Genomic DNA, 13,356 nt, shown 5'->3' on the forward strand with positions numbered 1-13,356 from the left:
GTTTTACTCAGCGGGCGACCCCGACGCTTTGTCGCTCGACGTCCTGCTGGACACGAGCAGGTTCTTCAGCGCTTCCATTTGTTCCTTCTGGATGTTCAGCAATTCGGTCAACTGTTTATCACGCAGGATATCGACCTTTTCATGCAGCAACATGATCTCGAGTTCGGCTTTCAGATTGATTTCGTAGTCGTGCTCGGCGGACATCCGGTCCTTGTACGACTGCCGGTTCTGCGCCATCAGGATGATGGGCGCTTGGATGGCCGCAAGCATCGAGAGAAACAGGTTGAGCAGAATGTAGGGGTATGGATCAAAAGTCTCGCTGTACTTGGCTAGAATCACCGAATTCAAGCCAACCCAGACAATCATGATCACGATAAAACACGTGATGAATATCCACGATCCGCCGAAGGCCGCCACGGCATCGGCTGCGCGCTGGCCTCGCGTCATCGAAGCATCCAGTTCTTTCGCCGCATCTCTTGCTACGTGTCTGCGCTCCGCGACCAGTCGCGCAACATTCTTGGCGCGCTCGTCCAACGTTTCATAGGGTACGCCGAGAAATTTCTCGGCAAGCTCGGCGGGGTTTTGCATTTTGCACTCGCGGTAGTCGTGTCTGTCGAAGAAAATCCTCTGCTACGGCCAGATCGCTAAAAGCGCTTCGCGACAGCGACGTGAAATCAGCGAACACTGCTTGGACGCCCGCGCTTTTTGGAGAGCATCGATACCATCGGAGTAGTGTGATGGCAAAAGGTCCGTTGCGCAGCAATCGCGAAGCAAAGAAACTGAAGCAGCCAAGATCTGAGAGGAGCCGGCGTTTGAGTGTCCGTCTAAGCGCGGGCGAGCGGCTGGATCTCGATCAGTGGGCGGGCGCCGTTCAACCTTCGCCAAAACCGTCGTCCGGATGTAGCGCTTCGAGAGGCTCGAGGATCGCTCTCAGTTGAGTGAGTTCCATGACAAATTCGTCAATCAGATCGAGCGCGTTCAGCACCTGTTCGGGCAAGGTGCCTTCGCGTCGCGACGGCACCGACGGTGCCCCATTCAACACGGAGTGCGCCATGCTGTGGATCTCCAGCAGATCATCGCGTAACCCCTCGGGATCATGAAGCTGGGTGCGGATGCGGTCGACGATATCGACGGCGGCCAACAGGCGTGTTGTGTCGTAGCTCGATTCAAGCCGCTCAAGCGCGGCGGTGTCGACATCGCCGAAACGGGTTGTAGTGATGGCCGGGCGTGCAGTCATGGGCGGGATGCGTAGGTACGGGCAGCATGGCCGAACAACGGGTCCTTGATCCAGGCTTCCGGCCGACGATCCAGGTGCAGTTTATAGTGGCCGAAGCGGCGGATGTTGTGGGTCGGGTACGGACTCAGAAACTCGATGTCTTCGGCACGCACTCTCTCGCCGTTTGCCGCCATCTCGCGCAGCGCCTGCATCATGTCCACCGTGTTCTGCAAGATCACGGCCGACGCGACCAAGTCATTGTAGCGTAGCCGTTTCTGCTGCTCCTCCGGCTCGTTCTCGGCGATCACGTCGCCTCCGAACGACAGCCATTTGGAAAAGCCATTGTACGACTCGATCTTATTCGTGTTCGCAGTGACCTCCTGCCGCAATTCGAGGCTACCGATCCACTCGAGTAGGAACACCGTGCGAACGACATTGCCGAGCTCGCGCGCGGCCAGGTACAGCCGGTTCTTGCGGCTTTCTGAGCCGAGCCGGCGCAACAGCAGTGGCGACGAGATTGTCCCCGCCTGAATCGACAGCGCGACCTGCATCAGCTCTTGCCAGTGCTGCTCGATCAGGACCCAATCGATGGTCGCCGTGAACAGCTTGTCGATGTGCTTGTATTTGGTCTTGCTGTCCGGCCGGTACAGCACGAGATCCTTCCAGTTGCGAATCCGCGGCATCAGGTTGATGCCGAGCAGATATGTGAACGCGAACACGGCGGCCGACTGGCCCTGCGTGTCCGCATGGACGGTGTCCGCCTTGACGGACAGGCCCGCTTTCAACAGGCCCTCTATCACATATATCGCTTCCCAGACACCGGGCGGAATGAAGTGCTGGAACACCGCGATATAGTTGTCGGCAACGTGCCGGTACGCGACCGCGCCCATTTTCCGGTAGCGGAAGTGATAGCCGGCGAGCAGGTTGTTGTCGTAGAAGTCGTACTGCGTGCCGTCGGCCGCGACCGTCTTGCCATCGCCCCAGTGTTTCGGCAGGTCCAACCGCAGGTACAGTTCGATCAGCTCGCGTTGTGCGGTCTCGAGCTTGTCCAGGCTCATATGCCGACGGTTGACGAACGACAGCATGTGCGCGGTGACATCGGAATCCAGATGCCGGGCCGCCTGGGTCGGGCCGAGATTGCAGCCCATCGCGAAAATCGTGAGCAGGTAGCGCTCGGCGGCCTTGCGAATCTGCGGATCGCTCCCGGACAACGGCCCGAAGTGCCGCGTGAAATGCGTCCAGTGCTCGATGTTCGCGAGGATGTCCAGCATGTTCCTCGTCGGCAGGCGAGCGTTCAGCCGTTCCTGCAACGCAATCGCGCTCGCCGGGATCTCCTTCGCGATGGTTTTGCGCAAGATCGGTTCGCCGTGACGATCGATCACGACGTGCTCGCGCTTGCGCGGCAACTCAACGTCAAGCTTGTGGGAAGCGTCTGTGAGCCATTGACGCAGGTGGCGCACGAAGTCACTGCTGGTCGTGGGCATGCCGAGCTTGTCGCAGTAGTCCGGCAGCTGTTGCTCGCATTGCCGCCACGGCAACAGGTGGTCGCGATAGTCCGCGTACGCGTCGGAGCCCGACACGCATAGATCACCGACCCGTAGTTCCTCGGCCATGTACGAGAACACACAAAGCTCGAGATACCGGCGATTGGTCGGAGACCCCTCGCCGTGCGAGCGCCGCACGAGCTTGCGCCACCGCGGCGCGGCAAAGCTCATGTCGACATCCGCATCGATCCACTCCCGATGCAACGATTCGTTCTCCCGCACCGCATTGAGTGCATCCAGCAGCGAGCGAACCGGGCTGGTCGAATCCCATTCGAGCGTACGGACGACACGCATCATGACCGAGCGGTGCGCCTTGAAGTGCTTCCAGAGCAGCGGCAGATAGTTACGGCCGCTGAAGGCGCGGATCGCCGCGCAGCTCTCGCGCAACGGCTCCAGATCGCCTTTCGGCGCAAGCAGCTTCCTGACCGCTCGGGCGATGGCCGTCTCGTCGGATTCATCGGCGAGAATGTCGACCACGCCGTCTAACAAGCCGACGAGATCCTCGACCTGATCACGCTGTTTTCGCTGAATGGCGTCCAGTTCGTCGCTCGCGCGTTTGTGGATGGCGCCCATGCGCCGTACGAACATGTCGGCGAGATCGTCGCGGGCGCGCACGCGCATGCGGTTGAGCAGCGCAACGATCAACGTATAGCGCTTCTCGGGCTGTGTGTCGTTTCTGAGCGCCGACGCGTCGAGCGCCATCGCCTGATTGGCGAGCGAGCGCAGCTTTGAGGCTGGAATCCCGGCGATGGCCAGTGAGAAATCGCCGAGCTCGTCGAGCCAGGCGACCTGGTCAATCAGCAGGTCCAGATGCTGGCGCGATGGGCGTTTCGCATGACGCTTGATCCGGTTGTAGGCAGTCTGCCGGCTCGACAGATCGCGCGCGAGCAGCCGGTCGAGCGCGAGTTTCTGCGCATCGGTCAGGCGTCGCGTGACGCGTTTGAAGAGCCTCGACTGCGCTCGGGCGTGGATCTGCTCGGTCAGCCGGTCCAGCGTCGAGAACGCCGGCAGTTCGATATCGCGCGCGATGAGTTCGTCGATCGTCGCGTTGATGATGTCGACAGGCTGGTCCATCGTCAGCGACGCCGTGTGCGCCGCCCGTGTCGCGATCGCATTCGCATCGGTGCCGTAGTACGGCTTCACGTTCAGGTGGGCTCGAACTGCCGCGTAATGCCGGAACAGCGTTGGGGAGGTCTCAGTATCGTAACCAAAATGCACGGTGTCGCCGATATCGGCGGCCGCCCGGACGTGATCGATGATGGCGGTTGGGATGGTATCGAGTGGCGGGAAATAGTGCAGTTGCTGAAAGACCTTCAGCAGCACCAGCAGGCCCAATCGAGGTCGCTCGCCCCGCGTTGACCGGCGTGCCCATTCGAGTTCATCGGACAACGGCGTGTAGCAGGCTTGCAGTTCCCGGGGCGCCAGAACCTCGGGGAAGCGCGGGTACGCGGTGCGTTCGAGGGTTGCCATTGCGGATCTTCCGGATCGCAGAGGGCCGCTCAGATTAGCGCAAGAAAAATCGGGCTTACTGCGTCAATTCGCAATGATCGCTGCAATCTTCATAACCATAAAGCTTATGATAGGAATTTGCGCTTACCTTGTTCACCCCCCATCAACGCCTGGTACTCGGCCACCGACCGCTCGCGGGACAACGTGATCTGCGACGAGCCGATCATGTTGGCAAGCGGCGTACGCATGTCGTGTGCGAGATCGGACGAAAACTGCGAAAGCCGCGCGAACGCGCGTTGCAGGCGATCGAGCATGCGGTTCACCGGAATTGCGATGTCGTGCAGTTCGACGGGACCTGCGGCCATGTCGAGCCGCTCGCCCAGGCTGTGCGCTTCGATGCGTGAAATACGCTGCCCGATGGACTTCACGGGCGCAAGCCCGCGTCGCGTGATGGCGTAGCCGAGCAGCCCCATCAACAGGGAACCGGCCAGCATCGTGAGCAACGCGTCCTGCTGATAGTCGCGCATCACCGCGTCACGCACGACGGCCTGATGCGCCAGCACCACGCGCACCGGCTCGCCCGAAGGCAGCAACTGGTCCGCGAAAATACAGCGCGACGGGCCGAGCGTTGCCGGATTGCAGGTATACGGCGCCCACGGCTCGCCACCCTCTTGTGCCGCGGCCGTGATACGCCGGCCCGAGCGTGCGGAGTCGGTCAGCGTGTGCCCTTGCGCGTCGAATATCGCGAAGAAGACGAGCGGATGCGCGACCAGGGCTTCGCGAAACAGGTCGCCGTTTTGCGAGATTGCGCGTGGCGTACCCAGTTCCTGCGCGCGCTGCGTGAACTGCGCGAGTTGCACGGCAATTTCGGCGTCGTCGCGCCGTCTCAGTTCGAACGAAAGCGAGTGATAGAGAAGCCCGCCCGCGAGCGAGAGCACCAGAATCGCGACCAGCGAGAACATGCACGAAAGACGCCGCAGCATGGACCACGACGATTCCGTCGCCGTCACGACCTCGTCTCCATGACGTAACCCATGCCGCGCACGGTGTGCAACAGCTTCGTCTCGAACGGATGGTCGATCTTGCTGCGCAGCCGTTTGATGGCAACGTCCACCACGTTCGTATCGCTGTCGAAGTTCATATCCCACACCTGCGATGTGACGAACATGCGTGTCAGCACCTCGCCCTGCCGCTCGGCAAAGAGCTTCACCAGCGCGAACTCCTGCGCAGTGAGTTCGATACGTGCGCTGCCGCGGCGCACGCGGCGCTTCAGCAGATCGATTTCCATATCGCCCACGAAAAGCACGGTATCGGCGGAGTGTGCGGGCCGTCGCAGCAACGCGCGAATCCGTGCGAGCAACTCGGCGTATGCGAACGGCTTGGTCAGATAGTCGTCCGCGCCGCTTTCGAGTCCGGCAACGGTGTCTTCCACCGTGTCGCGCGCCGTGAGCAGCAGCACGGGCGTTTGCTTGCGCATGCGCAACTGCCGCAGCAGTTCGAGGCCGTTCAGTTCGGGCAGCATCACGTCCAGCACGATCAGGTTGTAGTCCTCTTCAAGGGCGAGAAAGAGCCCTTCCCGGCCGTCTGGCGCGCTGTCCACCTGAAAGCTCGCTTCCATCAGGCCTTTGCGCAGATACGAGGCCATCTTCGGTTCGTCTTCGACAATCAGGATTCTCATGACACAGGCAATTCACTTGAGAGTATTCAGCGGTCGACCGATGTGAGCACCTCGGTGAGCAACTCACTGCGTTGCACCCACGCTGCGCAGTGCCGCCACCGCCGATTCGTTGCGCTGGCCGGCCGCCACCTCCAGCAGCGAGCGTCCGCGCGCGTCCACGTGGTTCGGGTTCGCGCCTCGCTTGACGAGCGGCGGCACGAGGTCGAGCCGGCCAAACAGCACCGCGAAGGCGAGCGGCGTCTCACCCGCGTGATTCGTCGCATCGATGGCGCACCGGGTGTCCATCAGCCGCTGCGCGATCTGCGACTCGCCTTTGAAGATGGCGCCCATCAGCGCGGTATTGCCGTTGTGGTCGCCCATGCATGGGTCGGCACCCGCGTTCAGCAGATAGTCGAGCGCGGCGGGCTGACCGTCGTAGGCGGCCAGAATCACAGCCGTATAGCCGCTTCGATTGGTGGCATCGAGCGGATACCCGGCTTCGACGAGCGCCCGCAGAATGTCGACGCGGCCCACACGGGCAGCCGCGAACCAGTCGTCGTCGAACCGGCGAAGGGCCGCGGGCTGAGCGGCTGCGTACGATGGCCGCTCCGGCAACCGTACGCAGCCCGCGAACGTCAGGGCGATGCCTGTCGCGACGAGCAAAACCGATACGCTCGTTACGGCATGCGCCCCGACGCGCCGCGCCACGCGCCTCATGAAACCTGCGTGGCTGGAAGGCTTCATCCGTCAAGCCTCGCGGCGAGCGACTGCACTCGCGAAAGGTCGGCATGCACCGCGTGCGCGAGGCGCGTGCCGTAATCGGCGTCGGCCTTGTAGAAGTACGAGAGCATCGTGTACTTGTTTGCGTCGTTGGTGACGCGGCCAAGGTCGCCGGCCAGCGCGGTCACGAGATCGCTCTTGTCGCGCGGGGACAACGTCCGGTAGTACTCGCCCGCCTGACGGAAGTCCAGGGTCTTGTGAATCGCCTCCTGCTGCGTGGTCCCGGACAACGGCGTGTTGACCATCTTGTCCTTCGGGTCCTGGGCAAGTTCGGAGATGCCGGATGGCTCATAGTTGATCTCGCCCTGGCGGTCGCCGTAATTCATCTTGCCGTCCTGGTTGTCGTTCGTGACAGCCACGCGCGGACGGTTGATGGGCAGATCGTTGTAGTTCGCGCCCAGGCGGTACATCTGCGTGTCGGCATAGGCAAAGAGCCGGCCTTGCAGCATGCGGTCTTCGGATGCCTCGATACCCGGCACCATGCGCGACGGAGCGAAAGCCGACTCCTCGGTGCTCTGGAAGTAGTTGTCGGGCACGCGGTTCAGTGTGAGCGTGCCGATCTTGCGCTCCGGCACGCCGGTCCAGATCTTCGTGTCGTCGAGCGCATCGAAGTCGAACTTGCTCAGGTCCTGCGGATTGAGCACCTGGATGTAGAGATCCCATTTCGGATCGCTGCCCGCCTTCAGCGCGCCATAGAGGTCGTCCGTCATCAGATTCCAGTCGCGGCCCACGGACGTGGCGATGTCTTGCGGGCGAATGCCTTGCACGCCTTGCTCGCTCTTCCAGTGGAATTTCACGTAGTGCACCTCGCCTTGTGCGTTGACGAACTTGAATGCGTGCACGCCGTAGCCGTCCATGTGCCTATACGAGTCGGGCATGCCTTCGTCGGTGTAAAGATGCGTCAGCATGCTGGTGGCTTCAGGCGTGTGGGCGAAGAAGTCGAACGCGAGGTTCGGGTCTTGCACGCCGGTCACCGCGCTCGGCTTGTTGGCATGGACGAAATCCGGGAATTTGATTGCGTCGCGAATAAAGAAAATCGGCCAGTTGATACCAACGAGATCCCAGTTTCCCTGCATCGTATAAAACTTCACTGCAAATCCGCGTGGATCGCGCGCCTGTTCCGGCGACCCGCGATAACCCATCACCGTTGAAAATCGCACGAAAACGGGTGTCGTGGTACCGGGCGTAAATACCTGGGCTTTGGTCAAATCGGTAATATCGGCATTTGCGACAAATTCGCCGAATGCACCGGTGCCGCGGGCATGCACGACCCGTTCGGGAATGCGTTCGCGGTCGAAGCGCTGAAGTTTCTCGATCAAGTGCGAGTCTTGTAGCAGGACTGGGCCAGCCGGCCCGGCCGTCTGGGAGTTCTGGTTGTCGCCAACGGGCGTGCCGTTGTCGTTTGTGAGGGACGCAGCATAGGCGATGTTGATCACAGCAGTCGATATCGAAATCGACAAAACTGTCCTGGCAAGTTTTTTTACAATGCGATCCATTACATTTTCCTTTGGCTGTGCGCCGCGAGATCGTGACGCCCCTCGTATTTAATGGATTCGTTCGCGAGGTTTCCAATCAAAAATCACGATCGCCGCGATAGGCACGGATTCGCATAACTTTATTTATGTCGGGTACCATTTATGACAAAGATGTCATTCGGACGTCATTCGATTATCAGTCGTGGTCGGTGCAATTATGTAATTGAGTGTGTTCTTCGCATGAAGCTATAAATCGAAATGGCGAAGGGTTGGGAAAGGCGAAAACGGCGCGGTGACGCTATCGCTTTGCTCGATGGAGCGGCACCAGCCAGCGGGGCATCCAACGGCGGACCGTGTTGGCGCAGCGCCGCCAAATTCGCGTGACGCGAACTGTATCGCCGGGGGCGCCATCGGAAACCACCTCAATAAAACAGCGGCGAAACCCTGAATTTTCCCGCCATTGTGCCGATAATCCGGCTGACACCACGCCGGCAATCCGCGCCTCACAGCCGTCCCTGCCGTCAACGCTTCAGACAAGATCGGCCCCTACAAGACGATTACCGTGTTTCCTAATTCTGTCAGGCGGGCGGCCGTTATCGCGGGCCGCCGTCCTTTCATCGTGGGTGCGCTCGGCACGCTGCTGGCGACGGGCGTTCTGGGCGTGAGCCTGCTCACGCTCATCGCCGCGCGCGACACAGCGATCGCTCACGCTCACGAGACATCCAGAAACGTGGCCGCCGTTTTATCGAGCAACATCTCGCGCACCATTGAATCCTCGGATCAATCGCTGCAAACGCTGATCGCGGCGCTCAACAAGCCGGCCATACAGCACATGAACGCCGACGTGCGCCACGAACTGCTGTTCAATCGCACCGCCGCTTCGCGTTACGTGACCGGCATGGGCGTGACCGACGCGCGTGGGCAACTGATAGACGGCTGCTGTTCGAGCACGCACCGCTGGGACTTCAGCGACCGCGATTACTTCTTCGTGCATCGTCAGTCGGCCAAGGTCGGCCTGTACATCTCCGCGGTGTATCGCGCACGCTCGCGCGGTGGCGTGGAAGCCATGGCATTGAGCCGACGCATCGACAACGCAGACGGCTCCTTCAAGGGCGTGGCGCTGGTCGCCATCGACGTGGCGTATTTCCGTCACCTGCTGGACGACCTCGACGTCGGCCCGCACGGCATCACCGCCATCGTCCGCACCAACGGCACCCTGGTGGCAAGGAATCCTTACTTGCCGCCGGCGCTCGCGCCGAACTTCAACAAGTCGCCTACTTTCCCGCGCATGGTGAACGAGGCATCGGGCTTCTATGCGGCGCGTTCATCGACGGATGGCGTGCTCCGGCTTTACACGTTTCAGCGCGTGCCCGGTACGCCGCTGATCGCCGTCGTCGCACCCGCGCTCGACGACGTGCTCGCCTCATGGAGAACGCTTTCGTGGATCGTGGGCGTTTCCGCCTCGGCCATCAGCTTCGCTTTTTGCGCGGTGGTCTGGCTGCTGGCGTTTGCGCTGCGTGACCGCGCACTCGCCGAATACCGCCTGACCGAACTCACGCAAACCGATTCGCTGACGGGCCTGAAAAACCGGCGCGCGCTGGACGAAGTGCTGGAAAACGAGTGGGAACGACTGCAGCGTAACGACAGCTCCCTCTCGGTGCTCTACGTGGATGCCGATCATTTCAAGCAATACAACGACAAGCACGGGCACGCCGAAGGCGACAAGGCGTTGAAGCATCTCGCCGCCTGCATCGCGCAACGCGTTCGCCGCCGTGGCGATTGCGCCGCTCGCTATGGCGGCGAGGAGTTCGTGGTCGTCTTGCCCGACACGAACGGGGTGAACGCCTTGCTCATCGCCGAAGGCATACGCGAGGAGCTGGAACGATCGTGGCAGGCGCGGCACGAAGCCGGTACGCCTGGCCTTCATCCGTTCACGGTTAGCATCGGTTGCGCGACGGGACGACGCGCGCACCCGGCGTCCCTGGATGAACTGACGAAGGCCGCAGACCTCGCACTGTACGAAGCCAAACGCGCCGGCCGGAATTGCGTCAGATCGGCGGGCATGGACGCCCCGCAGTCCGACGCTACGCAAGACAATTAGCCGCCGCGCCCTACCGGGACTCCAGCCACGCGGCCACTGCTTTGGCTTCGTCCGCATCCAGCGAGTGGGCAATGGCCGTCATGACCGGCGCGTTGGCGCGCGTGCCGTTGCTGAAGACTTCGATCTGCCGTTGCAGATATTCGCGGTGCTGGCCCGCGAGGCGCGGGAACGTACCGTTGCCCTGCCCCTCATCGCCGTGGCACGACGCGCAGGCGGGCGTGCCTCGATCCGGCGCGCCATGTTCGAAGAGGTCTTGCCCCTTCGCGAGCAACGCCGCGTCGCCCGGCGTGCCGTGCACCGGCTCCTGATGCGAGTAATAGTCGGCCAGCGACGCGATCGTGGCATCGTCGAGTTGCGATGCAATGGCCCACATGTACGAGCGCGCATCGGTTTCGCCGCGTGCGTGATCGCGAAAGCCCTTGAGCTGTGCCGTCAGATACTCGGGCGTCTGCGCGGACAGTCGCGGAAAGATGGGGGATTCGCTGTGGCCGTGCACGCCGTGACACGCGGCGCACAACTGGCCGGCCAGACGCTCGCCGCGCTCGCTGTTTTCGGCATGCGCGAGTAACGGCAGACCGGCAAAGACCACCGCGACGGCAACGAGCCAGGCCGCGAGACGCGACGGTGCCTGCGGAATCGGGAGATAAAGAGTGCGCATGAATGACCCCGCAGATCAGAAAACGAACCAGGCAAGCATGTACAGCGTGTTGTTGTCGCTGGCGTTTCGTCCGTTGCCGTCGTAGTTGAAGCGCGCGCCGTTGAACTTGAGGAACCACGTGTATTGCAGCGAGAGCTTTATCTGCGGCAGCGGCAGGTAATCGAGTTCGAAAATGAGGCCGCGCGTGTCGGGCAGGCCGTTGGCGCTGCCGGTCACGGGAACGGCGCCGTACAGGCCCGCGTCCGCATTGCCTGTCGTCGAAAAGTACGCGAGCGTCGCGCCGTACTTGCGCAGGTAGTAATACGAAGCTTTGAGCTTGAGCGTGTTGAGGTGATCCGTCGGATTACTGGGTGTGGGTCCCGCGCCAATACCGCCGCTCGGAAAGCTCGCGCTCCAGTCCTCCTTTTCGTGAATGAACGTGATCTGCGTGGTGAAGGCATGCGAGAGCGTGAGGTACTGGTACTGCAGGTCCAGGCCGTAATCGCTGAAGCGGTCGGTGGGAGAACCTGGAATCGTGTTGTCCGGATAGACGTCCGCGATCAGCCCGAACGTGCCCACTTCGATGGAATGCGGCCCGAACTCGCGGTTGTAGGCCACCCGCCAATACGGATTGGCACCCCTCAGGCGTTTCACGGCACCCGGAGTGGTGATGTCCTGCCCTGTGCGAAACACGGAGAACATCTGGTCTGCGGTGCGATAAAAGCCGAACTCGGCGTACACGCTGCGATTCCAGAACGCGTACGCCGACGCTCCCGCCACCTGCTGGGCGAGGCCGCCGTCGATCAGCGTGGCCGCCATCGGCGTGAGCGAAACGCTGCTCGACGCATAGGGGAAACCAAACGCCGGCGTGGTGTTCCACACGTCCGACACGGTCGGGTTGTTGTTGACCGTGACGCCGTAGATGAAGTCGATGTCGCCCTGCGTGAAATGCCCTGCCGCGCGAATGTCCGTATTGTCGATGCCGCTGTGATGTGCGACGCCGTCATAGGTCCACTGTGCGAAAGCGCCTACCGGACCGGCGATGCGTCCGCCGTAGAAGAGGCTCGCCTGTTGCAGCACCACGTCCTGGTTACGCACGAAGTCGTAGTTGGCGTTGTTGATGCTGCGCGTGTTGGTCTGCGAAACCTGCGCCATGCCTGCGAGCGGAATGGTCCACTTGTTCGATAGCGTGTAGGCGGTCAGCTTGAAGAAACGCCCGAACGGTGTGAGTTCCGGGAAGCTGACGTGGCATGCAACACAGGCCAGTCCGGTTTGCCGCGCGAATGCGGGAACCGCTCGTGCCGCGGGCGCATGCGACAGCGCGGCCGCAATGAGTGTGAATACGGCAAGCCAATGCCGTCTTGTCCGGTTAGTCATGTCGTCCCCTCCGCTTCTTGTTTTTGCGGGTCCGACGGTGCTGGCTCTTGAATCGACGAGTCACACTTTGCCGTATCGGCGCACATCGGACACGGATTCAATATAGGAGTACGGCGCGTGCCAGATTTGACTGAAGTCAATCGCTCGATGGCACAACCGGAAGCACGACTAAAAAACGGCGCGCGCCGCTCTATCCACTGTGTCGAGATTGCGCCGGGACTGCGCCGCAGACTGTGGCCGGGACCACACTGCAGACATCGAGTTCACTTACATTCAGTAAGGCTAAATATGGCTACATGTAAGCCTGTGCGTAAGCCGCAGGCGTGATCCCGTAGCACCGCACGAAGTGCTTGTTCAATGCGCTCTGATCGCAGAAGCCGCTCGTGAGCGCGGCTTCCGCCGGCGTCATGCCGCTGCGCAGCAACCGGCTCGCTGCACGAAGGCGGGTCTGGACGAGCCACGCATGGGGCGTGAGACCGGTAGCACCCCGAAACGCCTGGATCAGACGAAACGGTGTGATCTCGCAGGCCGCGGCCATCTGGTCGAGCGTGATCGGCGCATCGTAATGATCGGCGATGAGTTGCAGCGCGGGCTCGATGACCGTGCGTGCATGCAAAGGCCGTGCGCCTTTGAGCGGCATGCCGGCGTGGCGCGTGACGAGCGTGCCGAGCGCCCCGATCAGCGTCTCGTGCCCGGCCTGCCCTTCGCCCGCTTCGAACAGCGCGTGAGCCGAGAGCAGCGCGCACGCCAGTTGCGGATCGGCGAGTCCGTTGGCAACGAAGCCGGGCTCGGTTGCAAGCCCGATCTGCGCACGCAGGGCCGTGAGCGCCGGCTGTTCGAGATAGAACCCGCGATAACGCCAGATCTCGCTGTCCACGGTGTGCCCCGCGTGCACCTCCATCGGGTTGAACGCGAGCACCTGGCCCGTGCTGGCCCGCTGCGTACTGCCGCGGCTGAAGAACGCGCTGCCGCCCTCTTCCGTCACCGCGAGCACCAGCGCCTCGTGCACGTGCGGCGTGTAGCGGTGGCCCAGCAGATTCGCGCGCAGCAACGAAAGACCCGGCAGGGCCGGCTCGGTCCAGTAGCGCATACGTTCTCGGGCAATGGAGCGGGTCACGGG

The 13,356-nt window shown here is 62.0% G+C and carries 11 protein-coding genes; 1 reads left to right on the plus strand and 10 read right to left on the minus strand.

The features are described from left to right. Positions 1-3 precede the first annotated feature (3 nt). From PKKP23_RS20765 to PKKP23_RS20795, 7 genes are all read right to left on the minus strand, one after another. The gene (locus tag PKKP23_RS20765; protein ID WP_126878242.1) at positions 4-588 is read right to left on the minus strand and encodes a DUF1003 domain-containing protein; all 585 of its coding nucleotides are present in this window, start codon (positions 586-588) and stop codon (positions 4-6) included. 283 nt (positions 589-871) lie between these two features. After that, positions 872-1,237 carry a Tn3 family transposase post-transcriptional regulator TnpC gene (tnpC, locus tag PKKP23_RS20770; RefSeq protein WP_042304019.1) on the minus strand — a complete coding sequence of 122 codons (366 nt, stop codon included), beginning with the start codon at positions 1,235-1,237 and terminating at the stop codon, positions 872-874. Further along, complete coding sequence (locus tag PKKP23_RS20775) at positions 1,234-4,230, minus strand: Tn3 family transposase (protein WP_126878243.1); 2,997 nt, start codon at positions 4,228-4,230, stop codon at positions 1,234-1,236. The genes tnpC and PKKP23_RS20775 overlap by 4 nt, the downstream gene beginning before the upstream one ends. A gap of 104 nt (positions 4,231-4,334) precedes the next feature. Beyond that, a complete protein-coding gene (locus PKKP23_RS20780; RefSeq protein WP_176048944.1) occupies positions 4,335-5,219 on the minus strand; it encodes a histidine kinase dimerization/phospho-acceptor domain-containing protein in 885 nt (294 codons plus the stop codon). Beyond that, positions 5,216-5,887: a heavy metal response regulator transcription factor gene (locus PKKP23_RS20785; protein ID WP_126878244.1), complete on the minus strand. Its 672-nt coding sequence runs from the start codon at positions 5,885-5,887 to the stop codon at positions 5,216-5,218. Before PKKP23_RS20785 ends, PKKP23_RS20780 begins: the two co-directional genes overlap by 4 nt. Positions 5,888-5,950: 63 nt before the next feature. Beyond that, positions 5,951-6,583, minus strand: a complete 633-nt coding sequence (locus PKKP23_RS20790; protein WP_420873242.1) for an ankyrin repeat domain-containing protein — start codon at positions 6,581-6,583, stop codon at positions 5,951-5,953. Positions 6,584-6,606: 23 nt separating this feature from the next. Continuing rightward, positions 6,607-8,142, minus strand: coding sequence for a catalase (locus tag PKKP23_RS20795; RefSeq protein ID WP_126878245.1), 1,536 nt, complete (start codon positions 8,140-8,142; stop codon positions 6,607-6,609). Between the two features lie 541 nt (positions 8,143-8,683). Here PKKP23_RS20795 and PKKP23_RS20800 point away from each other — a divergent pair. Continuing rightward, entirely contained in the window at positions 8,684-10,222 is a 1,539-nt protein-coding gene (locus PKKP23_RS20800; protein WP_126878246.1) for a GGDEF domain-containing protein, read from the plus strand. Positions 10,223-10,232: 10 nt separating this feature from the next. Here PKKP23_RS20800 and PKKP23_RS20805 read toward each other — a convergent pair whose 3' ends face one another. The 3 genes from PKKP23_RS20805 to PKKP23_RS20815 form a co-directional block, all read right to left on the minus strand. Continuing rightward, positions 10,233-10,880: a c-type cytochrome gene (locus PKKP23_RS20805; RefSeq protein ID WP_126878247.1), complete on the minus strand. Its 648-nt coding sequence runs from the start codon at positions 10,878-10,880 to the stop codon at positions 10,233-10,235. Positions 10,881-10,895: 15 nt separating this feature from the next. Further along, a complete protein-coding gene (locus PKKP23_RS20810; RefSeq protein ID WP_017775840.1) occupies positions 10,896-12,236 on the minus strand; it encodes a hypothetical protein in 1,341 nt (446 codons plus the stop codon). Between the two features lie 292 nt (positions 12,237-12,528). Then, a complete protein-coding gene (locus PKKP23_RS20815; protein ID WP_126878248.1) occupies positions 12,529-13,326 on the minus strand; it encodes an AraC family transcriptional regulator in 798 nt (265 codons plus the stop codon). Positions 13,327-13,356 lie beyond the last annotated feature (30 nt).

Source organism: Paraburkholderia kururiensis JCM 10599 = LMG 19447 (assembly GCF_003986935.1).
GTDB lineage: Bacteria > Pseudomonadota > Gammaproteobacteria > Burkholderiales > Burkholderiaceae > Paraburkholderia > Paraburkholderia kururiensis.